At 43.6% G+C, this 25,608-nt stretch carries 18 protein-coding genes and 1 tRNA gene; 12 read left to right on the plus strand and 7 right to left on the minus strand.

Going from position 1 to position 25,608, the window contains the following annotated elements:
* The first annotated feature begins 141 nt into the window (after nucleotides 1-141).
* Together H3V14_RS04600 and H3V14_RS04605 are read left to right on the plus strand one after the other, a co-directional pair.
* Entirely contained in the window at nucleotides 142-1,041 is a 900-nt protein-coding gene (locus tag H3V14_RS04600; protein WP_198226945.1) for a neutral zinc metallopeptidase, read from the plus strand.
* 417 nt (nucleotides 1,042-1,458) lie between these two features.
* Nucleotides 1,459-2,748 carry a TCR/Tet family MFS transporter gene (locus tag H3V14_RS04605; RefSeq protein ID WP_198226947.1) on the plus strand — a complete coding sequence of 430 codons (1,290 nt, stop codon included), beginning with the start codon at nucleotides 1,459-1,461 and terminating at the stop codon, nucleotides 2,746-2,748.
* 610 nt (nucleotides 2,749-3,358) lie between these two features.
* On the opposite strand, the gene carA is transcribed toward H3V14_RS04605, so the two are convergent.
* A complete protein-coding gene (gene carA, locus H3V14_RS04610; protein WP_198212214.1) occupies nucleotides 3,359-4,555 on the minus strand; it encodes a glutamine-hydrolyzing carbamoyl-phosphate synthase small subunit in 1,197 nt (398 codons plus the stop codon).
* A 259-nt stretch (nucleotides 4,556-4,814) separates the two neighbouring features.
* Between carA and H3V14_RS04615 the strand changes: the two genes are divergently transcribed.
* On the plus strand, nucleotides 4,815-5,267 hold the full coding sequence (locus tag H3V14_RS04615; protein ID WP_078039747.1) for a GatB/YqeY domain-containing protein: 453 nt from the start codon (nucleotides 4,815-4,817) through the stop codon (nucleotides 5,265-5,267).
* 203 nt (nucleotides 5,268-5,470) lie between these two features.
* On the opposite strand, the gene H3V14_RS04620 is transcribed toward H3V14_RS04615, so the two are convergent.
* Nucleotides 5,471-5,722, minus strand: coding sequence for a GlsB/YeaQ/YmgE family stress response membrane protein (locus H3V14_RS04620; protein ID WP_075868829.1), 252 nt, complete (start codon nucleotides 5,720-5,722; stop codon nucleotides 5,471-5,473).
* Between the two features lie 414 nt (nucleotides 5,723-6,136).
* On the opposite strand from H3V14_RS04620, the gene dnaG reads away from it, so the two are divergent.
* The 4 genes from dnaG (at nucleotide 6,137) to H3V14_RS04640 (ending at nucleotide 11,438) form a co-directional block, all read left to right on the plus strand.
* Complete coding sequence (gene dnaG / locus H3V14_RS04625; protein ID WP_075868827.1) at nucleotides 6,137-8,068, plus strand: DNA primase; 1,932 nt, start codon at nucleotides 6,137-6,139, stop codon at nucleotides 8,066-8,068.
* Nucleotides 8,069-8,482: 414 nt separating this feature from the next.
* Nucleotides 8,483-10,507: an RNA polymerase sigma factor RpoD gene (gene rpoD, locus H3V14_RS04630; RefSeq protein ID WP_075868825.1), complete on the plus strand. Its 2,025-nt coding sequence runs from the start codon at nucleotides 8,483-8,485 to the stop codon at nucleotides 10,505-10,507.
* 68 nt (nucleotides 10,508-10,575) lie between these two features.
* Nucleotides 10,576-10,866: an HlyU family transcriptional regulator gene (locus H3V14_RS04635; RefSeq protein ID WP_198226949.1), complete on the plus strand. Its 291-nt coding sequence runs from the start codon at nucleotides 10,576-10,578 to the stop codon at nucleotides 10,864-10,866.
* 119 nt (nucleotides 10,867-10,985) lie between these two features.
* The gene (locus H3V14_RS04640) at nucleotides 10,986-11,438 is read left to right on the plus strand and encodes a YcgN family cysteine cluster protein (RefSeq protein ID WP_369522667.1); all 453 of its coding nucleotides are present in this window, start codon (nucleotides 10,986-10,988) and stop codon (nucleotides 11,436-11,438) included.
* Between the two features lie 248 nt (nucleotides 11,439-11,686).
* Here H3V14_RS04640 and H3V14_RS10770 read toward each other — a convergent pair whose 3' ends face one another.
* On the minus strand, nucleotides 11,687-11,929 hold the full coding sequence (locus H3V14_RS10770; RefSeq protein ID WP_198237171.1) for a hypothetical protein: 243 nt from the start codon (nucleotides 11,927-11,929) through the stop codon (nucleotides 11,687-11,689).
* Nucleotides 11,929-12,663: an SIMPL domain-containing protein gene (locus tag H3V14_RS04645; protein ID WP_198226951.1), complete on the minus strand. Its 735-nt coding sequence runs from the start codon at nucleotides 12,661-12,663 to the stop codon at nucleotides 11,929-11,931. Before H3V14_RS04645 ends, H3V14_RS10770 begins: the two co-directional genes overlap by 1 nt.
* Before the next feature lie 158 nt (nucleotides 12,664-12,821).
* Between H3V14_RS04645 and H3V14_RS04650 the strand changes: the two genes are divergently transcribed.
* The 3 genes from H3V14_RS04650 (at nucleotide 12,822) to H3V14_RS04660 (ending at nucleotide 17,346) form a co-directional block, all read left to right on the plus strand.
* Nucleotides 12,822-12,898: transfer RNA gene (locus tag H3V14_RS04650), tRNA-Ile, on the plus strand.
* A gap of 340 nt (nucleotides 12,899-13,238) precedes the next feature.
* The gene (locus H3V14_RS04655; RefSeq protein WP_198226952.1) at nucleotides 13,239-16,757 is read left to right on the plus strand and encodes a P-loop NTPase fold protein; all 3,519 of its coding nucleotides are present in this window, start codon (nucleotides 13,239-13,241) and stop codon (nucleotides 16,755-16,757) included.
* Between the two features lie 391 nt (nucleotides 16,758-17,148).
* Nucleotides 17,149-17,346, plus strand: a complete 198-nt coding sequence (locus tag H3V14_RS04660) for a hypothetical protein (protein ID WP_075868817.1) — start codon at nucleotides 17,149-17,151, stop codon at nucleotides 17,344-17,346.
* A gap of 607 nt (nucleotides 17,347-17,953) precedes the next feature.
* Here the strand turns inward: H3V14_RS04660 and H3V14_RS04665 are convergent.
* The gene (locus tag H3V14_RS04665) at nucleotides 17,954-18,586 is read right to left on the minus strand and encodes a YrbL family protein (RefSeq protein ID WP_075868815.1); all 633 of its coding nucleotides are present in this window, start codon (nucleotides 18,584-18,586) and stop codon (nucleotides 17,954-17,956) included.
* A 624-nt stretch (nucleotides 18,587-19,210) separates the two neighbouring features.
* On the opposite strand from H3V14_RS04665, the gene H3V14_RS04670 reads away from it, so the two are divergent.
* Both H3V14_RS04670 and H3V14_RS04675 read left to right on the plus strand, forming a co-directional pair.
* A complete protein-coding gene (locus H3V14_RS04670; protein ID WP_198226954.1) occupies nucleotides 19,211-20,653 on the plus strand; it encodes an NAD-dependent succinate-semialdehyde dehydrogenase in 1,443 nt (480 codons plus the stop codon).
* A gap of 120 nt (nucleotides 20,654-20,773) precedes the next feature.
* Nucleotides 20,774-21,928, plus strand: a complete 1,155-nt coding sequence (locus tag H3V14_RS04675; RefSeq protein ID WP_198226956.1) for an iron-containing alcohol dehydrogenase — start codon at nucleotides 20,774-20,776, stop codon at nucleotides 21,926-21,928.
* A gap of 680 nt (nucleotides 21,929-22,608) precedes the next feature.
* On the opposite strand, the gene H3V14_RS04680 is transcribed toward H3V14_RS04675, so the two are convergent.
* Both H3V14_RS04680 and H3V14_RS04685 read right to left on the minus strand, forming a co-directional pair.
* Entirely contained in the window at nucleotides 22,609-23,931 is a 1,323-nt protein-coding gene (locus tag H3V14_RS04680) for an MFS transporter (protein WP_198226958.1), read from the minus strand.
* Between the two features lie 808 nt (nucleotides 23,932-24,739).
* A complete protein-coding gene (locus H3V14_RS04685) occupies nucleotides 24,740-25,507 on the minus strand; it encodes an energy transducer TonB (protein WP_198226959.1) in 768 nt (255 codons plus the stop codon).
* Nucleotides 25,508-25,608: the final 101 nt, after the last annotated feature.

The raw sequence follows: 25,608 nt of genomic DNA on the forward strand, positions 1-25,608 counted from the left end.
TTATAGGTAAAGTCGACAGGAAAGTAACCCCCTAAATTTTGCTTTTCCTAATTTTTTTTGCTTTACTGTCAGGGGAGCCTTCTCTTCTTGGAGGAAGAAGTTATATGCTCTTTAATGAAATAAGCACTGGGAGAGAGGCTTATGCGGTGGGAAGGTGGAAGGCAGAGCGACAATATTGAAGATCGTCGCGGCGAGAAAACGAACGGTGCAAGTCCGGTTTTTCGAACAGGTTTAAGCGTCGTCGGTTTTGCCTTGTTGTCGCGTGGCGGTTTCACGGGAATTTTCATTCTTGTTGTTATTTTTCTGGGGCTCAGCTTCTTCGGCTATAGTCCGACACGTTTTCTATTCGGCGATGGAGCGCTGGTGAATGAACATAGAGCGCCATTTGGCGCAGCAAAAGCGCCGCTTCAAACCAATGACCGGCGTAGCCTTTTTATTGCAACGGTTCTCGCCGAAACAGAAGATACGTGGGGCGAGATTTTCTCCCGCCACAATGCCAAATATAAGCTACCGATCCTTGTGCGTTTTACCGGCGCTATCGATTCGCCATGCGGGCTTGCAAGTACAGCCGTTGGCCCTTTCTATTGTCCTGCCGATCAAAAGCTTTATCTTGATGACGAATTTTTCGACAAATTGACGACCCATTTTAAAGCACCGGGAGAATTTGCCCAAGCTTATGTCATTGCCCATGAAGTCGGCCATCATGTGCAAAATTTGACCGGTGTTCTCGACCGGATGAATAAGAGAAGGGCAAGCGCCGATACGTCGACTGCCAATGCACTTTCGGTAAAAATCGAATTGCAGGCCGATTGTTATGCCGGCGTGTGGGCGCATTCAACCGAGGATGACGGAATTCTTGAAGAGGGTGATATCGGCTATGCATTGAATGCAGCGGCAAAAATCGGTGATGATACATTACAAAAACGGACGCACGGATATGTTGTGCCTGATAGTTTCACTCATGGAACTTCTGCACAACGCGTCAATGCTTTCAAAACCGGTTACCAATTGGGAAAAATGGAATCATGTGACGGATTTTAAAAAATCCACGTTTGAGAGATTTCGTGAAGTTGAAAGACTTTCTATCCAGTATTTTTGCGCTGTCTCCTAGACGTGGTCGTCATCATCCGGTTTTCGCATGCGCGTTCAAGGGTATCTCGTGTCTTTCATAAAGTGACCGGCACAAATCACGGGGTGATGAAAATAGCAAGCAACCATCTTCATCCGAAGGCGGGCTTTAAAACATTTTGGCGTGCACACTTGTGTTTTGTGCGTCGGCAAACATGACCGTTTAAAAAGGCCAAAAATATTAGGGAAAATATCGCCGGTTCAAGCATTTGAAAAGTCTTGATCTTTTACGAAATAGTATAGAGAGCCTCATTGAGGTGCGTTTTTCCCCTTTTCTATTTTTCCCAATAGTCCTATTAGCAATTTCTTGTATAAGCATGGAAATTCGTCATGTCGCAAAGTCTCGATGCAAAATTTGTTCACAAGGGACTTGTTCTGGTCTTCATCACGCTGTTACTGGATATTATCGGCATTGCGATCATCGTGCCGGTTATGCCGGAATATTTAAGCCAATTGACCGGCGACAGTATCAGCCGGGCTTCGGTTGATGGCGGCATTCTGCTGATGGTCTATTCGACCATGCAGTTTTTGTTTGCCCCCTTTATCGGCAATCTTTCCGACCGCTTCGGACGCCGACCAATTTTATTGTTATCCATTATCACCTTCGCGATAGATAATTTTATCTGCGCCATTGCGTGGAGCTATTCCATGCTCTTTATCGGCAGAATTCTTGCCGGTGTTAGCGGCGCGAGTTTCTCGACCTGTTCAGCCTATCTTGCCGATATTTCCGACGATAACACGAGAACACGCAATTTCGGACTTATCGGTATTGCCTTTGGCGTCGGCTTCTTTTTAGGGCCATTGATCGGTGGCGTTTTGGGCGAAATCGGCCCCCGTATGCCGTTTTATTTTTCAGCAGGACTTTCGCTCGTCAATTTTGTTTTTGCCATGTATATGCTGCCGGAAACTCTGCCAACGTCACTGCGCCGCCCCTTCGAGATCAGAAGGGCAAATCCGGTAGGCGCTTTGCTGGAATTGCGCCATTATCCCACTGTGCTTTGGGTGGCACTTGCCTTCTTCCTCTATTGGCTTGCCGAGGCGGTTTGGCCGTCAACTTTGGCTTTTATGGCGAAAGAACGTTATGGCTGGAGTGAATTTTCTATCGGTTTCGCCTATGGCGTTTTTGGCATCGGCCAGTGCATCATAATGGGATTGCTCTTGCCTTATATGACAAGGCATTTAAGCAACTGGAAAATCTCGATGATCGGGCTTATCTTCGCGCTCGTCGGCATGGTCGGCTACACCTTCGCCTTTGAAGGCTATATGCTTTATGTCGTTTACCTTTTTACTATGCCGGAATATATCGCCCACGTGCCAATGCGCTCGATTGCTTCCTCCCAAGTTCCAGCCAATGCGCAAGGTGCCCTTCAAGGCGCTTTGACATCAATAACCTCGATTACGTCGATGATCGGGCCGGTATTCTATACGTCGGTTTTCAGCTATTTCACCAGTGACAGTGCGCCGTTCAAATTTGCCGGAGCCCCTTGTGCAACTGCATTTTTCGTGTTGCTTGCAACAACACTGGTTTTCGGCTTTTTTGTACGTGAAGATAAAAGCCCGCGTTTAACGACATATGAACTTGTGCGAGATCGCGATAACGAGAAAGCGGAAGACAGGTAATTGCGTTAAAAACAACCTCGAAAAGCTCTACATCCCGTTACAAATGTCGAGATCAACTGTCAGAGGTTTCAGACGCTATCACCGACGTTTTTAAAAGCGGAAGATAGTCTTTCTTTGAAAAAGCTCGGAGCAACACTTTTCGGATTTAAAAAGACGAACGAGTTTGTTGAAGATATCGAGATAACCGGCCTCAAAAAACAAACGGAAAAACACGGCAAAAAAGACTGCGAAATGAGGAACGGAAAATGCAGTGTGCTGCGATAGGAGTTGATTGAAGTTCTTTACGATTAAGGAGATTTTTAGCCCGAAGTAAGTTAAGTCCTATCAGGCTGCAGTCTTGAATCTGACGAGGTTATCCTGAATTCAAGGGGAGTAATGTTTGAAACGAAGGTTCACCGCATCAGCAAACAGGTTTCAATTGCTGGTGGCAAATTGAACGGGACAAGTTGAATGAGGAAGAGAGGGCAGTAAAAACACTGTTTTTCCTACTTTTCAGATAAAGCCAGCAAATCGATATTATTGAAAACATTATTGAATACGAAAAAACCCGCTTTTCAGCGGGTTCTCGATTATTTTAAATCTGTCGGAAAGCCAATCCGGAAGCGGTCAATTACGCCGCTTTTTTATGTTCGCGGATCATCTTTGCAAATTGCTGGAAGAGATAATGGCTATCTTGTGGCCCCGGCGAAGCCTCGGGGTGCTGTTGCACCGAAAAGACCGGCTTGCCGACAAGCCTGATACCACAGTTTGAACCGTCAAACAGCGAGATTTGCGTTTCTTCTACCCCTTCAGGAAGGGTTTTTGCGTCAACTGCAAAGCCGTGGTTCATGGAGACAATTTCCACCTTACCGGTTTCTTTATCCTGTACCGGATGGTTTGCGCCATGATGGCCCTGATGCATTTTGACAGTTTTTGCACCCATTGCCAAAGCAAGCAATTGATGTCCAAGGCAAATGCCGAACATCGGAATACCTGTCTCGACGAGTTTTTTAATCATCGGAACAGCATATTCGGCCGTTGCAGCCGGATCACCGGGGCCGTTTGACAAGAAAATACCATCAGGATTTAAAGCTAAAATTTCTTCCGCCGTGGTTTTTGCAGGAACGACGGTGACACGTGCTTCAAGTCCGGCAAGCAGGCGCAAAATATTGCGCTTTACGCCATAATCGACGGCAACAATGTGAATGTCTTTTGTCTTTTCATGACCATAGCCTTCATTCCATACCCATGGCGTTTCATCCCATTCGGATGATTGGCCTTCGGTTACATCCTTTGCAAGGTCAAGCCCGACCAAGCCGCTCCACTTGCGAGCGCGTTCTTTCAAAGCCTCGACATCAAAAACGCCGTTCTTGTCATGGGCAATCACTGCATTGGCAAGACCTTTTTCGCGAATAAGCGAGGTCAAGGCACGTGTATCAATGCCGCAAAGGCCAATGATGCCGCGCTGGGAAAGCCATTTGTCCAGACCTTCGGCCGCACGATAATTCGAAGGGTGGGTAATATCGGCTTTAAAAATTGCCCCCACAGCACCGCTGCGTTGAGCCGGTGTAAGGTCTTCGATATCTTCGGCATTGACGCCGACATTTCCAATATGCGGAAAAGTAAATGTTACAATCTGGTCGGTATAGGAAGGATCGGTGAGGATTTCCTCATATCCGGTCATAGCAGTATTGAAGCAGACTTCAGCTTCAATGGAACCTGTTCTACCCAAACCTTTACCTTCAATGACGGTTCCGTCTGCTAATACCAAAAGCGCAGTGGGTTTCGTGGTGCCCCAAGGTAAAGTCGTTTTTGCTGTATTAGTCATCGCTCACTCTCAATTAAACGTTGGTTTAAAACGGCGCGTTTATTGTTCGCACTAAAAAGCCGCAAGCAAATGGCATCTGCTGGGCGTTCGAGTTTTCCAATCTTCGGCTAAGGTTTGTGATATAGGAGCTTTGATCGGTAAGGTAAAGAGCAATGGAAGTCTTTTTCAAGGCTTTTTCCATTATTTTTAACGCACTCCATTGCATGAGTGACGGCGATTTTGTAGACCAAGACAAATTTCCACAGGAGTGAACAGAATTATGTTGCGTGATGACATTAATAATGCGTTGAAAACTGCTATGAAGGACCATGATAAAGCCCGGCTTTCAACCCTTCGTCTTATCAATGCAGCCGTCAAAGACCGCGATATTGCCAATCGGGGAGAAGGCAAACCCGCCGTTGACGACACCGAATTGCAATCCATTCTCGCTAAAATGATCAAACAGCGCGAGGAGTCGGTAAAGCTTTATAATGAAGGTGGACGGCCGGAGCTTGCAAAAGCCGAAAGCGATGAAATTGCTGTTATCCGTGAGTTTTTGCCGCGTCAGCTTGATGAAAACGAGGTTCAAAAAGCAATTGCCGAGGGGCTTGAAGCAACCGGTGCGGAAAGCTTGCGTGATATGGGCAAAGTTATGGCATGGCTCAAAGAACGCTATAACGGCCAGATGGACTTTGCAAAAGTTGGCAGCACTATTCGCGAAAAGCTGAAATAATTCCAGCACTTTCAAGCCGGTTAAAAAATCAGCCGGAGTTTTCAAACTCTTTAAATAAAGCCATTTGAAAATGACTTGCAAAAGCACTTCCATAAAGGCACCTTTTTCGAAGGTGCCTTTTTTCATTTTTCTCCTAAAAATCCCGGACGACCGACAGAGAATAATCAGCCAGTCTTTGATCGGGTTTTAAACAAAATAAAATTTTACGAGCGTATCAACCGGCCAAGCCAGATCAGAATGCAGGCACCGATAAAGCCGGAAATCAGATATCCGAAACCACCGGCGAAAGTAACGCCGAAAAGACTGAATATAAAACTTGCGAGCGATGCGCCCACAATACCAAGAATGATATTCACAATAAGGCCGGTGTTGCTTTTCATAAATGTTTTTGCTGCCCAGCCAGCCAATCCGCCAATGATGATCGCGGCAATCCAACCTACACTTGCGTCATGCATAGATATCTCCTTCAATCGGAATGAATTTTAATGAAAAAGGTTAGGGCGCGCGTTTTCTTCTTCAAGTATCTTGAAAGTTTCTTCTTGTCTTGAAGCCCTTGTCGGCAAAAGTGCAGTGACAAATGGAAATATCAGCGAAGGGAATTTGAAAAACCAATTCGAGGTGGTTTTGGAAAGGTTAGGCTGATTTTATTTCTCTTTTGAAGTGGAAAGACGAGGCTGTCATATTTCTGGAGTGACCAGACTTAAACGATATAATGAAGCGGATATTTCCTAAAAATTCGGGCAATTTCCGTTCCTGCCGTTTGATCACATTTTAAAACAAATGCTTAACCGTCTTTTCAGTCGGGGTGTTGGATTCAACTGCAACAATGTTTAAGTTAATAGGACTGGAACCGGAGACGACAAGAAGTAATGCGTTTTTCACCCGATTTTCTTGACGAAATTCGTGCACGCCTGCCAATTTCAACAGTGGTTGGCCAGAGGGTGAATTTCGACCCGAAAAAAAGTAATGTTTCTCGTGGTGATTTCTGGGGGTGCTGCCCCTTCCATGGCGAAAAAACGCCGAGTTTCCATTGCGAAGACCGGAAAGGCCGTTACCATTGCTTCGGCTGTGGGGCAAGCGGAGATATATTCACTTTTGTGACCGAGATTGACGGTATCCAGTTTCCCGAAGCGGTCGAGCGTTTGGCAAATCAGGCGGGTGTCCGGATGCCGGCTCGTGACAAGGATGCCGAGAGACAGGAAAAGATCAAAAAAGACCTTTATGATGTCATGAGCCTTGCAGCGAGTTTTTTTAAAAGCAAATTGTATGCGCAAGAAGGGGCTTTGGCGCGAAGCTACCTTGAGGGGCGGCAAATGCCGAAAGCAATGATTGACCGCTTCCATATCGGTTTTTCGCCGGATGCACGTGACGCCTTGAAGGACGCACTGATTGCCAAGGATATTTCATTAAAACAGATGGAAGATTGCGGGCTGGTTGTTGCAGCCGATGATGGCACGGCACCTTATGACCGGTTCAGAAACCGCATCATGTTTCCGATTGCCGATTTACGTGGGCGCATTGTTGCCTTTGGCGGGCGCGCAATGGACAAGAATGTACGGGCAAAATATTTAAACAGTCCGGAAACAGTGCTCTTCCATAAAGGCAAAATGCTTTATAATGCAGCCACTGCCAGAAAAGCCGCACAGGCGAAAGCGCAAGAAAGTTCAAAACCTATCTATGTTGTTGAAGGTTATATGGATGTGATTGCCATGGCCAAAGCCGGTGTCGACACTGCTGTCGCCCCGCTTGGCACAGCTTTGACCGAAGACCAGATTGCACTTTTATGGCGCATGACACCTGATCCGGTCTTCTGTTTTGATGGTGACGACGCGGGTGTTCATGCAGCTTTTCGGGCAGCCGAGCGCATTTTGCCGGTTTTGAAAGCCGGCGTTTCTGCGCGTTTTATTCTATTGCCCGGTGGCAAAGATCCTGATGATATTGTCAAAAACGGTGGGGCGGATAGTTTGAAAGTCGAACTGTCGAAATCCATTCCGCTTGCCGAACTTTTATGGCGTAAATACACTTTCGGCCAGCAATTCGAAACGCCGGAAGCACGCGCCGCTCTCGAGCGCGAAATCAAGTCGGTCATTTTTACAATCAAGGATGAAAGTTTACGGCATTATTATTTACAGGATCTACGCGATCGGCTGCGCAATCTGTTTCGTCCGGCTTTTTTCAAGAATAATGGCAAGAATTATCGTGGTAAGCGGAGTACGAACATAATTGGCGGTGGTCCGAGTGCCAGCCTTGCCAATTCCAATCTGGTCAAAAATTCGACAAGTTTTATTCCCTTGCGTGAAGCTGCAATATTGATGACCTTGGCCTCCCATCCCGAGCTCTGGTATGAGGATTTTGAAACTTTGGCAAAGCTCGAGTTACAAAATCCTGCACTGATCGGCCTTCATCGTGCTATGCTTGAAATAATGGGGGAATGGCAACCCGATGATGCCAATGCCATGATGAAGCTTTTGAAACAAAAGGGGCAGGAGCAAATCCTCAACCGGATTCATGATCTTTTAAAAAATCTTGGGTTCCGCTGTGCTTTTGCCGAAGCGCCGATTGAAGATGCAAGAGAAGCTTTAAAGCAGGCTGTGTACTTGCATCTGCGTGCGCATAACCTACATAAGAGGTTGCGTGACATTGAAGCCGAGCTTTTGGAAAAATCGGATAGCAGTATGTTCACCTTGTTGGGTGACGTAAAAGCAGAGCTCGAAAAGACCGAGGCCGTGGAGGCTTTGATAGATGGTTTCGGACGATGGAAAGAAGACGAATCAGAACCGGATGAGTCGGAAAAACAATAAATGATTCGCTTTTTTGTCGCGAATCAGCCACGAAAGCCCAGATATGCTATAACGAGCGAAAAATCAGGTTAAGGAAGACAGTGCGATTCTAAAAGCGGGTAACGTGTTTCTTAAATGTGAAACGGCGGTCGCACAAGAGCTATGGAACATTTAGGGACGATTGGTGTTGAAGAAAACTCAGGCAGGATTTGACATTATCTTAAAAAGAAATTCTCCTACATTAATCTTTTTTAAAAATCGGCTGCTCTAAGAAGCTTTAAGGATTGGTAACGGGACGCAGATATTGCGGGCGAATTCAGCCAGAAATGGCGGCTTGAAGAGTAGCCGGAAAATGGCTGTGGGTTAAGAATGAGTAGAAAGTTGCAAGACACAATTTTTCAAGTGTGCGATGTGACCGAGCGGAGTTAACACGGAATGGCAACAAAGGTAAAACAGACAGAAAATGCAGAGACCGAGCGCGAAGGTAGCGGCGATGGTCCTCTTTTGGATCTGTCCGATGATGTCGTAAAGAAAATGATCAAGGCTGCGAAGAAGCGCGGCTTTGTCACAATGGATGAATTGAATGCTGTTCTTCCGTCAGAAGAGGTGACTTCCGAACAGATTGAAGACACAATGGCCATGTTGTCGGACATGGGCATCAATGTTGTCGAGGATGACGAAGAAGCCGAAGCCGAAAATGCATCGGAAGAAGAAGAAACCTCTGAAGGCGGTGAGCTGGTAGAAGCCGGTGGTCGTGCTCTGGCAACGACATCAAAACGCGACCAGAATGACCGGACAGATGATCCGGTGCGCATGTATTTGCGTGAAATGGGCGCTGTCGAGCTGTTGTCGCGTGAAGGCGAAATTGCTATTGCCAAACGTATCGAGGCCGGTCGCGAGACGATGATTGCCGGCTTGTGTGAAAGCCCGCTTACATTCCAGGCTTTGATTATCTGGCGTGAAGAGCTCAACGAACAGCGAATTCTTTTGCGCGAGATTATCGATCTTGAAACCACCTATGCCGGCCCGGAAGCAAAACAGGCACCTGTCATCGAGCATATCGAGGATTTGAAGCCGAAGGAAGAAGCGCCGCGCCGTGTTGTCCACGATGATGACGACATTACCGATGTTGGTGGCGAGACGGTCGAACCGGAAGAAGACGACGAGGATGATGACGAAAACAATCTTTCGCTCGCCGCAATGGAAAACGAACTTCGTCCGCAAGTTATGGAGACATTGGACTTCATCGCGGATACTTACGCAAAATTGCGTAAATTGCAGGATCAGCATGTTGAAAGCAGTCTGGCTGACCATGATGAAGGTGCACTCACTCCGGCGCAAAAGAAAAAATATAAGCAGCTCAAGGATGATCTGGTCAAGGCTGTTAAATCATTGTCGCTCAACCAGAACCGTATCGAGGCGCTGGTCGAACAACTCTATGACATTAATAAACGTCTGGTAAAAAGCGAAGGCAAGTTGAAACGTCTTGCCGATTCCTATGGCGTCGGTCACGAGGAATTCCTGAAACAGTATCAGGGCCGTGAAATGGACTCCGACTGGATCAATTACATTTCCACATTGCCTGCCCACGGCTGGAAGGAATTTGCTACACGTGAGGCAAAATCCATTCAGGATTTGCGCAGCGAAATACAGATGTTGGCACAGGAAACGGCTATTTCCATTGGTGAATTCCGCCGCATTGTCAATCAGGTCCAGAAGGGTGAACGGGAAGCTGCCATTGCCAAGAAGGAAATGGTCGAAGCCAATTTGCGTCTGGTTATCTCGATTGCCAAAAAATACACCAATCGCGGTTTGCAATTCCTTGATCTTATTCAGGAAGGCAATATCGGCTTGATGAAAGCGGTCGACAAATTCGAATATCGTCGTGGTTACAAGTTTTCCACATATGCAACATGGTGGATCCGTCAGGCTATTACCCGTTCGATTGCCGATCAGGCACGCACTATCCGTATTCCGGTTCATATGATCGAGACGATCAACAAAATTGTTCGCACCTCTCGTCAGATGCTGCATGAAATCGGGCGTGAGCCGACACCGGAAGAATTGTCGGAAAAACTTGCAATGCCGCTTGAAAAAGTGCGCAAGGTTCTGAAAATTGCCAAAGAACCGATTTCTCTTGAAACACCTGTTGGTGATGAGGAAGACTCACATTTGGGCGATTTTATCGAAGACAAGAATGCGCTATTGCCGATCGACGCCGCCATTCAGGCGAATTTGCGCGATACGACCACCCGTGTTCTTGCCTCGCTCACCCCTCGTGAAGAACGCGTTTTACGTATGCGTTTCGGTATCGGCATGAATACAGATCATACTTTGGAAGAGGTCGGCCAACAGTTTTCGGTTACTCGCGAACGTATCCGCCAGATCGAAGCGAAAGCATTGCGCAAGCTCAAACATCCGAGTCGTTCGCGCAAGTTGAGAAGTTTTCTTGATTCTTGATTATTGTTAAAAAGGCACAGAGCCCGAATGGTTCTGTGCCTTTTCATTCTAATGTTCGGGATAAATCCATGTCATTTTTGCAAAAGCTTTTTGGTAAATCTCCACGCACTTCGAGTGAAAACGCAGAAATTGACGGCGGCCAGACCGAATATAAAGGCTTTATCATTTCGGCGACACCTTACAAAAATGAAGGCCAGTTACAAAGTTGCGGCGTTATTTCGAAAACCGTTAATGGCGAAAAAAGGGAATACCGGTTTATCCGTGCCGACCGTTTTACCAACCTTGATGATGCCGTTGCCATGATCCATATCAAAGGCCGCCAGATTATCGACGAGCAGGGCGAGCGAATTTTTAAATAATATATCCGCTTTGTGTTTCATAAACTGGCATGGATCTTACCTCGGTTTAGCAATCCATCTAACCGGTTCCGGTTTATCATGCTATCAACGTCCGGAAAAACCAGCTGAAAGATTGTGACGTGGATAAAGCTCCTTTTTTTAAAACAAAAACATTGGAACAAATGACTCCCGAAGAATGGGAAAGTCTTTGCGATGGTTGCGGGCTTTGCTGTTTGCAAAAGTTGGAAGATGAAGACACTGGAGAAATCTTTGTAACCGCTGTTGGCTGTCGGTTGCTTGACGCGAAAACCTGCCAATGTAGTGATTATCAAAATCGTAAGTCCATTGTTCCCGATTGCCTTTATCTTGACATTGAAATGGTGCGCTCGGTGCGCTGGTTGCCGGAAACTTGTGCCTATAAGCTGGTTGATGAAGGGAAAGACCTGCCGTCATGGCATCACCTTGTTTCACATAATCGGGAAAGTGTGCACGAAGCCCATATTTCCGCCCGCGATAAAATTCTCGCCCATGAAGATGATCTTATTTCGGATGAAGATTATCTTGATTATATCATCGGCTCGATTAACGGCTGACGGTTAAGACTTCGCAAGCGCTTATTCTTCCTTCTGCTTGTCGGAATATGTCTTTTGAAGAAACGCTTTAGATCTGGAAAAAGAAAATTCCTCCGAAAATCACAAAGACGATCGGCGGCTGAAATGAAGATTTGTTGAAGACTTAAGAGCTTTTCGGAATTTTCGAGCAGAAAGCCCGACAGTTCCTGTATATACCCAATTGACCCCTTATGAAAATACCCCCCTTTGTCCGAAAACTCTCAGAATTTTTAAGGAAAGAAAAATCCTTGAAGGTTGGTCTCGGATTGAATGCCACGCTTCTTTATGGTGCGCCTCATAAGTGACGCGTGTTCTTGTCCGGTAAGGTTGGTATTCGCAACGGCTCTCGCTTGTAAATGCCCTACCATATTGACCGACGAGACCAAGCCACTGACTAACTCTATGGCCGTTTTCCCGATAAATGCTATTCCGAAATATGAACAATAAAGAACAGCGTCAGAAGCGGTTGTCATTATTGTTCGATAGCAAATGTCATTGTCACATTGACCTTGTAATCAAGTTCGCCGGAAGAAAAATTTGTTTCATTCCGATATGCTGTGGCACCAGCCGCCATAAGACGCGGCATCATCATATTGCCTCCGTTGTCTTCAGCAATAGTAACGACGTTTCCAAGTTTTACGTTTGCGCTTTCAGCCAAAGTTTTGGCCTTGGCTATGGCCTCAGCCACGGCTTTTTTCCTTGCATTTATAAGGTAAGGCTTAGTATCGGCATTTGTGAACGTAATACCGTTTACAGAATTGACGCCCAACTTCATCGCTTCATCAAAAATCTTTCCGGCCTTGTTTATATCGCGCACACGCACGCTCAAACTATTGGAAACACGATAAAGAGGCGTATTTGCTTTTTTGGTTTTTTCATTTTCCTCGACACGGTAAATTGCAAGTCCCGAAGTCATCAGATCCGCATTTTCGATACCATCTTTCTTGAAAGCATCAAGAACCTTGTTCATCGTTCCATTATTGGCATTCATCGCAGAATCTGCAGTTTCGCCTTCAGTCTCGACTGCAAGATTGATAATCGCAATATCAGGTTTTGTCTGCTCGTCTCCTGTTGCCTGAACGACAATCACAGGTTCTGTTTTGTTCATATTTATAGATTCCGCATGAAGCGTGAACGGCAAGGCAACACATAAAAGGCCGGCAAGCATTGCCGCAGTTTTTGTATAATGAAAATAAAATTTTGTCATTGTCGTCCAAGCCTCGTTTTCAATCATTTGTTATCATTTAAATAGAGTTTTGCGGGCGAGATAAAAGCTTGAAGTGCTAAAATTTTCAAAAAGGTGAATAAGTTGGCACGGGGGCACTTGTGTTGACAAAATTTTTAGGTTATTGCGGGGCTTCCGTGGGGCCTGTAGCTCAATTGGTTAGAGCCGGCGGCTCATAACCGCTTGGTTGGGGGTTCGAGTCCCTCCGGGCCCACCATCAATAACTTCTCCATTTTGTAATTATAGATAGAGTCATCTCGAGCTGGAATTCGCTTGCTCTTTGTTGAGATTGATTAAATTTCTTATTATGTGATTATGAGCATTTAATTTTGCTTGTTAAGTTACAAGGTTGTCAATCAGCTTAGATTTTGACGGCACTGTTTTGTGGAAAATATGAAAAAATTTCAATTAAAACTGAAAAATATTCCGTTTCCTAGTTCCTATTTAAAACGGATATGTTGAAATTAACAATTGACGACGCCACTTCAGTGGCTAGAATTCTTTTTTCAGAAAGAATTCGCATTGTTTATATTTTCACTTTTTATTTGAGTTAAATTATGTCTCGAAAAATATTGCGCGATATTCCTGTTTCGGAAGATTCTTTTTCTGGACATGGGCACAAGAGAACAGCTTCGGCTTTAGCTAAGACAATAAGGGGATTTGGCGACGACACTTGTGCGATCGGATTGGAGGGGAAATGGGGGGCAGGAAAGTCAACGATTATTGAATTAGCTCGACAGGAACTTGATAGCGACAAAAATGAAAAAAAATACCGAGTTTTCACTTTCGACCTCTGGTCCAATCAAACATCCAATTTTAAGCGTTCTTTCTTGGAGGCATTGTTAAACTGGATTAAAGAACCATCGAATGGTCTCTCTACCAGTGAAGAAAGCAAGATTAATAAGATTTATGATACAATTCGGGGAAAAACTATCAATACCCGAACGACAAATCATAAAATTTTCGATCCATTTGGCATAATTTTTATCATTTTTGCATTGTTTTTGCCGCTCATTTATCAGTGGCTGGGACCAGAGGCCTTAACGGATAAAGCTAATCATGTCATTCCAATATTATGTATGACCAGTATTGTGGTAATTGGGGTAATATTTGTTTGTCGAGTCCTCTACAAACGTTTTAATGAGAACAATAAAAGCTGGATTACTACAATTTCTGAAGCAATAACAATCTTCTCACGAGATGCGGAAACGACTCATGAAGAAAAGACTATAAGAGAACAAGACCCTTCACAAGCCGAGTTTTATGAAACATTCCAAAATTTATTGGATATATATCAAAAAGAAAATAGAAGAATAGTTATTGTTTTTGATAACATAGATCGTTTAACAAAATCCCGTTTAATTGATGCATGGTCGGAAATACGGACTGTTTTAAATGACAATTCCAAGCAAGGAACACAAATACAGAACATAGTGGCTGTAGTACCATATGATAAAGATCATGTTTTATCAGCATTTTCGAGAAATAATACATTTGAAGAAAAACAGAGTACGTTACCCAATGACGATCTTATAAGAAAATCTTTTGATTGTGTCTTTCATGTATCACCGCCGGTGATATCTGATGAAGCGAAATTTTTCAAAGAAAAATTTCGAGAGGCGGGTGGAGCCCAATATGACCATGTTGCCGATCATTTGCACGAAATATTTTTATTATCTATTGCCGAGCAAACTTTTCCACCAACACCAAGACAAATTATTCATTTCATAAATGAAGTAATGATGTTGAGAGACCAGTGGGAAAAAATCCCGATACTTGATGTGGCTGTATTCGTTGCAAATGCGGAAAAATTATATAAAGATCCACTTCTTCTGCAAAAACCAGGTACTATTAAACCTCAATATATAGCCTTAGCAGATTCAAAGGATCTATTCAGAAATTTAGCAGCATTGGCTTATAATGTTGATCCCGAGTTAGCATTCCAAGTGTTGTTATACAAAGATCTAAAAAATCTTTTTACAAAACCGAAATCCGATAAACTTGAAGAGCTTTTGAAATCACCTGGCATTCCTGAAATGTTACGTAAGTTCTTTGAAGAAGAAGTAAATGACTGGATAAAATTAAAGAAGTTCGAAGAATATGGAAATGCTGTTGAAAACCTAAAGCTGAAAGAAATTTCCGATAAACTGAGAAACATTTGTAGCCCTTATTTGATAAATAATCTTGCATCACTGAGCAATCTTGATTGGGGGAACCTAGAGCCCGCTAAGAAGATTTTATCGACGGTTTCCTTAGTTGAAAACAAAAATATTGAATATGTTGTTGAACAAATAAATATTTGGCTAAAAAATAGCATCGCTGGTTACCTACATTCAAATAGCGGAGCCCATGATATTCTATGGTCACTTAAAGTAATGAAATTGGGGAAATCATTTGGGAAACTCATTGGAGAATTGAATAATAAATTACAAAAGAAGTTTGAGACGCCGGAGAATAACAGTAAAGCTGATGATCTCATCAAAAATTTTAGATGGTTAGATGGGCTTCCTGAGCTTGATATTGGTGTGGCTGTTTCGTGGGAGAAGACTAATCTTAGTTTAGCTGATTTAGGCTTTGACCCGAATGAAGCGATATGTCGTAGATTTGTTGAAATGCTAGGCTTTGAGAGTGAAGATATGTCGAAAGCTCTCCACCAATTGATTCCTTATTTTACGGATGAAGAGCTAATTACAATCATACATTCTGCGAGCAAGTTTATTACCGGAAAAAAGGCAGATGAGGTTATAAATCATATAAATATCATTGCATTTATATTGGAAAACAGGTTTATAAAAAACGAAAGTTTACCTCAGGAATTTATTAGGATGGTAAACAGTGGTCTTCCTCTTTTAGTGGCATACACCAATTATCAAAAAGACAATGTTCATCCTGATTATGTTGCTGCTGCCTTAGATATATATATCAAAGTTCATCCTGATTTGTCGGTTAATCAAATCAGTACGGTTGGCACACAGTATGGCGGATTGATAAATGAAAAACAATGGATAAAAGAAGTTAAAAACGATAAAGAATTTTTGCCTGAAATTATCCAAAAATTGGGCAAATTTGTTAACAGCCAGTTGTTAAACACAACTTTATTGAAAGAGTTGATAGATGGCACCGATAAAGAGATCTTTAACGTTAAAGTAATAACTGCCGTTGCCTCACGCGATGAAATTACCCCGCCAGACACTCGGATGTTTATATTAAATTATGCGAAACTCAAAGAAAAATTGCCTGAGAATGTTATAGAACGGTTTTTGGCAGTTGTCGGACAAAATTTAGATTCTTCAATATTTCAAAGCCTCGGTTTGCAAGACATTTCTCCTGATCTTGTCAAAGATATTTTGTTGTCCAAAGAAAAAGGCTGGAAGGAATTTCTGGATTGGCTGGATATGCAGTTCAAAGATACTCAACAGGAGGAGTGGGCGAAATATCTCTCGAACCAACAAGATGTAATAGATATTTTTTCATGTACTTCTAAACGGCGTTCAAAGAATAAAATTGGCAATAGTTTTGCTCATTTAACAAATGCTGTCGTTTCTCATTGTGTTGATATTTGTGTAGTTGACAATCATTCGACCGTTAATTTCAATGATTTGTATGGTGAACTTACGAGTGGGGATAAGGCGACTGTAGGTATGAACTTTCTTGAAGGTCTGAAAGAAAAAACGACAACTGCAGGTGGGATCGTTAAACTTTGGGAGAATTGTCCGCAAATTCTCGAAAAACTAAACTGGAGTCATGATAAAAAAACTATTGTTCGTCGCTTAATAGGTACGATCATTACAAGTTCATTCATAGACAGAAAACAGCTCGTAGAAACTCTATGTGAACATTTGGACGAATTCGTTTCGAAATTAGATAAAGATACTTTCGACGAGTTTAAGCAGCGGATAGACAATGCTTACGTTGATTTGAAAGAAAAAAATGATGAAGCTGGTTTAGCAATCATCAAACAAATCGGCGAACAAGTTGGTATGCAGCTTGGTGAAAAATACCGGTTAAAAAAGCCTGACAATTCGGAGCCGGGTCTCAACTCTGAACTTGGAAATTCACATGATGAAGAAAAATAGACTAGTTTTTCCTTTAAATTCTAAACAGTCATAAAAAATCGATTTGTTCGCCCATCTTTCGAAACGAAATTATGTGCGAAAAGCTGGTAAGCAAAGTTTGCTTAAAGTGATTTTTGGAATCGGTTGGATTCTAGCAGTTTCTCGTCGGGGATTGGGAATAGGCGTTAATCAGTATTGGAACGTGTTGGCAATAAAAGCAAGAAGAAAATAAGGCGACACCAATAACTGATCTGGCTCGGATTGATAGAAAATTCTCTGACTATAAGCATTCAAAAACAGGCCTCTAAAACTCCGATTTTAAAAGCCGGTGACTCTCTTCAGATTTGAAGTTGAAATCCTTGACTCTGGTTCCTGATGGGAACATCACATTCGTGCAAAAGGAGTCAGAAAAGTGAATGAACTAAGACAAAAAGACTATCAACAAGACGAAATTGACCATCTGATTGCTGATTATAATGGTGATGTTAAAACCTTGATTTCAAGGCTTTTGGACGAGCGTCAAATGCTCATCCGCCAAGTTGAAGTTGCTGCCTGTGCCATGTCATTCGGTTATGGGCGCGGTTGGAAACCGAAAATTCCTGTAAAATGAGTCTTTAGTGTTCGCCCCTTTTTCCGTTGCGGTGCCTTTTATTTGAAGCCCGCAAATTCTATGCAAAATGTCGGGGTCAGTTTATTAAAAGAGCGTGGCGTCTATCATTAATAGGCTCGCGCTCTTTTTCGTTTCTCATTTTGAAAATAGGCATCAGGCGCGCTTCAAATCCAGAGGGGACTGCTAAACATTGAAGTTGAAAATAAAGCTTCATTTCAAGTTTGTAATTGTCGGTTGTGGTTCTGTGGGAATTTCGGATTTTTAAGCAGTTTTTCTGCAATTGTCCCGAACGGTATTTTTATAAAAACTATCTGAAAAATCCCGAATTTTGTTGTCGAGGGCGGCATAACTGCTTTTGCCATGATGAAAAATAAACTGCGCCACTTTTGAAGGTTTGCAGAAAAATGGTACAAAAGTGCGGGTGAAAGAGGAAGACGCAGATAACAAACACGTTGGCGACAAGTGAGTTCGTAAAGCTCAAGTTTGCGACAATTACGTTTGCAACGAGCGGGTTTGGAAAAAGCAAGTTTAAAACAATCAAGTCGGAAGCAAGCGAGCTGGTAAATTCTTGAAAGGGAAGAAACGGTTATGACTGTTTGATGAAATATTATTTACCCAGAACTTCATTATAAAGATGAAGATCATTAAGCATTTTATGAAGACGTTTCATATTTTCTTTGCGGTTCAATGAACGGATATAGGTTCTTAAACGCAAGATATTTCTTTCTCCCAATCCGTCGATCATGACAAATTCATAGTGGTTATCGCGCCATGACAGAACCAGATTATCGGCATGAAAGCTCGTGAGAACAACAGGCGAAGTTTCAGCCCAATCACTTAGCGCTTTCAACTCGGGCACATAATGTTTTATATCGTCACCGATATCGTTGATGGTTCTGGCTGGCGAACCGTCCTTATCTTTTTCGATTTCGCAAACCATGCCCCAGCCGAGATCGGTTCTTACGATGCCCAATGTTGTCAGCACATGCGGAGTCTTAAGATTTGTATCGAAATTCAACCGCATGGTTTCGAGAAACTCGTAAATGTTATAGACATTCTCGCGTAGCTGTTTGAAGCGTTTTTTTAAAGCATTGTATCGTTCATACCGTTCAGCCCACCGATGACGCACAATTTTTACGATGAGGTCCGGATTTTGCGGATGCCGGAATATCACGCGGTGCCGACCGTTATCGAATAAAGGGGGTTTATCTTTTAGCTCTAGAATTCCCGAAATCGTCATTTTTTGCTTGGCTTTTGGTTGGTTAAACCTGTTTACGAGTTGTTTCTATTTGTCTTTACATCCTATTTACAAGGTCGTCACTTTATTTATTTGGCCATTATATGAAGATAAGTGGAAACTGAAGCTATAATATTTGGAGTTCAAAATAAATCGACAAAGACATTCACGTTATCGTTATTCCTTTCATAAGCTCAATGATTGGGCAATAGCAACGAGCGGAGTTGAAATGGGGAGGAGGTACGGTTAAGCAATATTTGCATCAGACATAAGTGTTGTTGGTTACAATGTTTTTTGAGAACAGTTTCTTTATTTAGCCCGAAATAGTCCGGTTTGAGTGTAAAAATGCGGGAAAGATCAAATCCCGTTAGAGGAGCGCGGGTGATAGCCGGACAGGCCGACTGAAGAAAAGCTATCGGTTGAAAATTTTCCCGAACAGGGCGGGAGCGCGGTTTTTTATATCTCGGGGTACTTAAAAATATGATCACCCGAACAATCTGTTGAACAGTCATGTCCTTGCCCTCGAACAAAAATACTCATACCATCAATTATGATGATGCAATTGTTTTTTTCAAACCTTGTTGAACGGGAAAATCGCAATAGATGGGGGTAAGGAGGAATATAAAGATGAAACTTTCAGATAAAAGCCTTTTGAAAGACAAATGCCTGATTAATGGACAATGGCTTTCGGCAAAAAACAATGAAACGATTTCTGTTACCAATCCTGCAGATGGTGAGGTTGTCGGCAATGTCCCTTCGCTTTCAGCGAATGAAGTCGAAACGGTTGTAGAGGCGTCGAATGCAGCATTTCAACAATGGAGAAAGCTGACAGCAGCGGATCGTTCGAAAATTTTGCGCAAGTGGTTTGACCTGATGATTGCCAATGCCGATGATCTTGCAATGATTATGACTAGCGAGCAGGGTAAACCATTGAAAGAAGCAAAGGGTGAAATCCTTTATGCTGCCTCGTTTGTCGAATGGTTTGCCGAGGAAGCCAAGCGGACTTATGGTGATACCATTCCTTCCCCGCAAGCCAAACAACGCATCACGGTTATCAAACAGCCTGTTGGTGTAACGGCTGCCATCACACCGTGGAATTTTCCCGCCGCGATGATCACGCGGAAAGCTGCACCCGCACTTGCGGCAGGCTGCACCATGATCGTGCGTCCGGCAAGTCTGACACCGCTTACCGCACTTGCCTTGGGCGAGCTTGCAAATCGTGCGGGCATTCCTGCCGGCGTTTTGCAAATTATTACCGGTAAATCATCTACAATCGGAAAAGTGCTGACAGACAGCAATATTGTTCGAAAATTATCCTTTACCGGTTCGACCGAAGTTGGGCGGACGCTGATGGCCGAATGTGCGCCGACAATCAAGCGAATTTCGCTTGAACTCGGTGGTAATGCACCTTTCATTGTCTTTGATGATGCAGATCTTGATGAAGCGGTTAAAGGAGCAATTGCTTGCAAATATCGCAATGCCGGTCAAACCTGTGTTTGTGCCAACCGTCTTCTGGTTCAGGAAGGGATTTATGACGCATTCACAAAGAAACTCGAACAGGCGGTCAAGGCTTTGAAAATTGGCGATGGACGCAAAGCTGATACGGATATCGGACCGATGATCGAAGAAAGTGCACTGAAAAAAGTCGAAGATCATATTGCCGACGCTGTCAAAAAAGGTGGCAAACTTGTTTGCGGAGGAAAGAGGCTTGGTGGGCTGTTTATGGAACCCGCCATTGTTACCGGCGTCACGCAGGATATGCGCTTTGCGCATGAGGAAACCTTCGGGCCGGTTGCACCTTTATTCAAGTTCAAAACCGAAGAAGAAGCAATTCGTATGGCTAATGATACAATTTTCGGCCTTGCCGCCTATTTTTACACACGCGATTTCAGTCGTGCCATCAGAGTAAGCGAAGCGCTTGAATATGGTATGGTCGGCCATAATACCGGATTGATTTCCAATGAGGTTGCGCCGTTTGGCGGCGTCAAACAATCCGGCCTCGGGCGGGAAGGTTCAAAATACGGAATAGAAGAATATATGGAAGTCAAGTATATTTGCAGTGCCCTTTGAGGACTATCGGTTTAATCCTTAATGGACTTCAAGTTCTTGAAAAAGAGCCACATATCAACTCTTGTGGCTCTTTTTAAAGGGTAAGTTGCAGGCCATTCGGGAATGGGTGAGGAGGAAGAAATGCAAGAGTTCAGTTTCAATGCGGTACCTTCGCTGACTGTCGAATGGGGCGGTGCACAACGTTTGGGAGAATTTGTCGAACGCCATTATCAAGAGCGCAAAGCTCTTATTGTCACTGATAGCAGTCTTCATCAATCGGGCGTTCTGGAACAACCGAAATTGTCTTTGGAACAGGCAGGATTCAAAGTTGCTGTGTTTGACAAAGTTGTTGCCGATCCACCGGAAAATATTGTGCTTGAATGCGTTGAAAAAGCAAAAGCGGCAAGCATTGACATTGTTATCGGCTTCGGTGGCGGCTCATCTATGGATGTTGCCAAACTTTCAGCGGTACTTATCCGTTCCGATCAAAAATTGCAGGATCTTTACGGCATCGGAAAAGTTAAGGGCAAGCGTCTGCCTTTGATCCAGATACCAACAACAGCCGGTACCGGTTCGGAATCGACCAATATTACGATTTTAACCACAGGCGAAACAACCAAAATGGGTGTTGTTGCCAATGAGCTTTATGCCGATCGTGTTCTTCTCGATGGTGAGCTCACGATTGGTTTGCCAAAACTTCAAACAGCAGCAACCGGTATTGATGCAATGGTTCATGCTATTGAAGCCTATACCGGAAAATTGAAGAAGAATCCGCTTTCCGATGCTTTCGCCCGTGAAGCCTTAAGATTGTTGTCGGCAAATATTGTAACGGCTTGCAATAATGGACATGACAAGGAAGCGCGGCAGGCGATGTTGCTTGGCGCAAATCTGGCAGGTCAGGCTTTTGCAAATTCGCCGGTTGGTGCAGTTCATGCTTTGGCTTATCCTTTGGGCGGTCATTATCATTTGCCACATGGTCTTACCAATGCGCTTATGCTCGGGCCGGTTTTAAGGTTCAATATGAAAGCAGCGGCTCATCTTTATGCCGAACTGGGTGATGTTGTCGGGACGCACACAAAAGGCACCGAGATAGAGCGTTCAAAAGCCTTTGTCGAGTTTATGGAAAAATTGATGAGTGAAACCGGCGCACCACGCCATTTGAAGGAAGTCGGTGTTACAGATAACAGTTTGGCATTGTTGGCAAGCGATGCGATGAAGCAAACAAGATTGCTCGTTAACAATCCTGTGGAAGTTACCGAAGCGGATGCTCTCGAACTTTATCGGCAAGCTTTCTGATAAAAGCTTTCTCTCCTGTTGATGTGAAAACAGTCTTATAAACCGCTAAAAAATGGGTTATGAGATTTTTTGCACCTTAAACAGCGGATGAATAGCAGCTTGCCGTTTTTTGCTGAAATCGACGTGTCGAAAATATTTTCGCGATCAGACGGCCAATTGCATCACTTTGTAAGTGATTATTTTGTTTCGAGCTTTAGATAGCAGTTTGATGTTCTTCCATTCATGACAACAGTTTTTATCGTTTATTGGACGGTCAAAACGATAAAATTGTTGACGCTCTAAAAGCCTTTTTGCCATTATGGCTTCAAGGAGAAGAACAAGAAGGCGCAAAACAACAAGGATGAGGGGCATTCATAAACGCCATGGAGATTAAGATTCACACAAAGCGTGTGGCAAGACGGGCAAGCTCGACGGGAAAAATGGGCTGGTAAATCGGGCTGAGCTTTTTTGTCACCGGATCCAAGACAATGAACAGGGTTGTGTAACGCAAAAAGAATGTGGGTGAGGAGGGGTAAAAGCAGAATACCTGCTGACCTCTTTCGCCGGAGCACTTGAAGTAAATTTTTGAGGGAAAGAAAACGGGCAAACAAGCGGGGATGTTTTACCCGCCTTTTTTGTTGTGATGCCCGTTATCTTGAATTCGATTTAGAAAAATCTGCTATTTTTATCCGTTTCTTAATCTACCGACTGATTGACTCCAATGTGCGACCACGCGTTTCTTCTCCTAGCACAATAATAATGATAGCGACCGCCAGAAGCACGCCGGTAAACATTATGAACACGCTCGAAAAAGCATTTGCACCGGCTGTCATCATTTGCGTGACGACCATCGGGGCAACAATGCCGCCAACCCGTCCGATAGCGGAAGCCCAACCGGAACCGAACGCACGAATATTGGCCGGATATTGCTCGGGCGTATAGGAATACAGAACGCCCCATGCACCGAGATTGAAAAACGACAACAAACATCCCCACAAGATGATGAGGCCATCCGATGACGCCTGACCAAAAAAGTAAGCGCATATGGCACAAGCAGCAATGAAGCCCGATAGGGTTGCTTTGCGTCCCAGCTTTTCAATCAACCAGGCTGCAGCCATGTAACCGGGAAGCTGTGCCAGAATAAGGATCAAAGTGTATTTTGATGATTTGACAATGCTGAAGCCGTGTTGTTCCAACAGGCTCGGAAGCCATGTGAAAATGCCGTAATAGGAATAGACAATGCCGAACCATATGAGCCACAGCATGATTGTGCGTTTGGCAAGACCGCTAGACCATAATTGAGTGAAAGATACGTTGTGCTTTTCGGCAACGGGGGCAACTTCAATTTTTTCTACGACCGGAATGCCTGCCTCTTTTTCAAGGCGGCACACGATTTTATGCGCCTCTTCGATACGCCCGCGATTGATGAGGTAGGGGATAGATTCCGGAATTTTTCGCCAGATATAGAACACATAGAGCGCTGGAATGCCGCAGAGAATGAATGCTATTTGCCAGCCATAAGCCGGAATGACAAAAAATGCGACCAACGCGGCAAGTAACCAGCCCAGTCCCCAGAAGCTTTCCAACAAAACGATGAAACGCCCGCGTACGCGCGCCGGTACATACTCACTGACGAGACTGACAGCAACCGGCAATTGACCACCGAGACCGAAGCCGACAACAAATCGGAAAACCAGAAGCCACGACAAATCCGGCGCAAAACCACAAAGGGCAGTTGCTATACTGTAGACAACCAGTGTCGTGGCAAAAACTGTTTTACGGCCGATTCTGTCGGCAATTCCACCTGCTAAAACAGCGCCGATTGCCATCCCTACAAAACCGATACTGACAACCCAAGCCTTTTCCGGAGCTGTCAGCTGCCAACTTTGCGACAAACGAGGCATGATAAAAGCGATAAGGCCGGTGTCCATAGCATCAAACATCCAGCCCAAACCCGTAACCACCAATAATCGGTAGTGAAAACGTCCGAGTGGCAGACGTTGAATACGCGAAACGAGATCCATTATTCCCTCTTCCCTAAATTGAAAATCATGATGTGAGTTTTGCTTTATAAACAACTTTATATAATTATCAATTAATTTTAAATATATATGAATATAATATTTGTAAAAATATTATAAATATAAAAATTATAAAAATTATAAATTGTAAAAATAAATTATATACTCCATTTTATTCGTATTTTTATATTAATATTCTGTTTTGTACGTATGATAGGAAGAAGTGACGAAACTTCGATCAAATGATCGTATCGGCACTGATAAACCCGCTTATACCCGCAAAACAGCATAATACTTTAAATGAAAATAAGGTTTAAGAAAAGATAATTCGTGGAAAATACCACAGCCAAAATGTAGAAATGAACAAGAAAAGGAAAACTTCGGGAAGGTGATACTGAGTGACGCAATCCAGTTATTCCAAAATTGAAATATATATATTAAAATTTTATAAAATATAATTTAAGTAAAATTTCTATAATAATAATTTTGATTAATTTATTATAACAAAAAATATAATAATATGTATTTTTATTATTACAATAATGATAAATAATTAATATTTTTGTAATTTGTTCGCTACGTTTTTAATTAGGTGAAAAACTAAAATAAAAGGTGTTCCCGACAAATATAGGAGGCTTCAAAGAGCGGGAGGAACAATCAATTATTCGGGAAGAGTAGAACTACCGAATAACAGAACTCACAACTCAAACAAAAATTTGCAACGTTAGTGAGATATTGGTGGAACGCAAAAGATGCGTTTCAAGCTTGGCCAAATAATTTGGTTGACACTTGAAATCGTGTGGGCGCCGTTCTAGCGAACCTCGACAGGCACGGTGAGTGAGCTATTCCAACCCTCCGGAGGTGTCGGAATAGGGCTTGATTTTTTGACGATTTGCAAAGCCAGATCATCGATAGCGTGATCACCGGAAGAGCGTGACGTGCGGGCGCTGGTAATGTTGCCTTTCTGGTCGAAACTGAAAGTAACATAGGATGTCGAACGGTTGGATGTGGCCGGTTTTTTCGAACGCGAAGCAATGAGCGCGATACGACGTTGTACCTTGTTCTGCCATGAGGAAACGAGCCGTCCGTCACCACCGAATACACGATTGGTTGTGGGCGCTGCATAGGTTGGCCCTTTCTTTGCAACAATTTCAGGCCCCGAGGCCTTTTGCGAAATGTCGGCCTTTTTAACGTCTTTTTTGGGCTCGACTTTACGCGCTTCAACTTTCGGCTTTTTGACTTCTTTCTTCGGCTCCGGCTTTTTTACCTCTTCAACCATTTCGGATTTTTGTGGTTCGGGCTCGGGCTTTGCCTCTTCTTCTTTCGGCTCTACCTTTTCCTCTACCTTCTCCTGAACCGTTTCTTCTTTAATAACTTCGGAAACATTTTCCGTTTCGGGTGCCATCGGCTCTTCGGCAAATTCAAGCATGATTGCCTCTTGCCCACCTCTTACAACATTGGGATCTCCGCGCATGGCACTCGCCCAAAAGCCCAAACCTGTGTAGACAGAAAGGACAAGGATAGTAGCTCCCACCCAAAGCGGAAGATTATTCGGTTCATGTGTCTCTAAATTCGTCATTTATACGCTGCACCCGAAAGCTCGCAAGTCTGATAGCCGGAGCCGAAATCCTTTACAACCAACAGTATTTTTTCATAAATCCTGTTTTTCATGGTCTTATT

This window comes from Bartonella sp. W8151, from assembly GCF_016100385.1.
In the GTDB taxonomy this organism is placed as follows: Bacteria; Pseudomonadota; Alphaproteobacteria; order Rhizobiales; family Rhizobiaceae; genus Bartonella; species Bartonella apis.

What these genes read in the sequence shown, in the direction of transcription:
- H3V14_RS04620 (WP_075868829.1), bottom strand. Translation starts at nt 5,722, where the DNA reads ATGCATGACGCAAGTGTAGGTTGGATTGCCGCGATCATCATTGGCGGA.
- H3V14_RS04680 (WP_198226958.1), bottom strand. Translation starts at nt 23,931, where the DNA reads ATGGATCTCGTTTCGCGTATTCAACGTCTGCCACTCGGACGTTTTCAC.
- H3V14_RS04655 (WP_198226952.1), top strand. Translation starts at nt 13,239, where the DNA reads ATGTCTCGAAAAATATTGCGCGATATTCCTGTTTCGGAAGATTCTTTT.
- H3V14_RS04665 (WP_075868815.1), bottom strand. Translation starts at nt 18,586, where the DNA reads ATGACGATTTCGGGAATTCTAGAGCTAAAAGATAAACCCCCTTTATTC.
- H3V14_RS04685 (WP_198226959.1), bottom strand. Translation starts at nt 25,507, where the DNA reads ATGACGAATTTAGAGACACATGAACCGAATAATCTTCCGCTTTGGGTG.
- dnaG (WP_075868827.1), top strand. Translation starts at nt 6,137, where the DNA reads ATGCGTTTTTCACCCGATTTTCTTGACGAAATTCGTGCACGCCTGCCA.
- H3V14_RS10770 (WP_198237171.1), bottom strand. Translation starts at nt 11,929, where the DNA reads ATGACAACCGCTTCTGACGCTGTTCTTTATTGTTCATATTTCGGAATA.
- H3V14_RS04600 (WP_198226945.1), top strand. Translation starts at nt 142, where the DNA reads ATGCGGTGGGAAGGTGGAAGGCAGAGCGACAATATTGAAGATCGTCGC.
- H3V14_RS04615 (WP_078039747.1), top strand. Translation starts at nt 4,815, where the DNA reads ATGTTGCGTGATGACATTAATAATGCGTTGAAAACTGCTATGAAGGAC.
- H3V14_RS04675 (WP_198226956.1), top strand. Translation starts at nt 20,774, where the DNA reads ATGCAAGAGTTCAGTTTCAATGCGGTACCTTCGCTGACTGTCGAATGG.
- H3V14_RS04645 (WP_198226951.1), bottom strand. Translation starts at nt 12,663, where the DNA reads ATGACAAAATTTTATTTTCATTATACAAAAACTGCGGCAATGCTTGCC.
- H3V14_RS04670 (WP_198226954.1), top strand. Translation starts at nt 19,211, where the DNA reads ATGAAACTTTCAGATAAAAGCCTTTTGAAAGACAAATGCCTGATTAAT.
- rpoD (WP_075868825.1), top strand. Translation starts at nt 8,483, where the DNA reads ATGGCAACAAAGGTAAAACAGACAGAAAATGCAGAGACCGAGCGCGAA.
- H3V14_RS04605 (WP_198226947.1), top strand. Translation starts at nt 1,459, where the DNA reads ATGTCGCAAAGTCTCGATGCAAAATTTGTTCACAAGGGACTTGTTCTG.
- carA (WP_198212214.1), bottom strand. Translation starts at nt 4,555, where the DNA reads ATGACTAATACAGCAAAAACGACTTTACCTTGGGGCACCACGAAACCC.
- H3V14_RS04635 (WP_198226949.1), top strand. Translation starts at nt 10,576, where the DNA reads ATGTCATTTTTGCAAAAGCTTTTTGGTAAATCTCCACGCACTTCGAGT.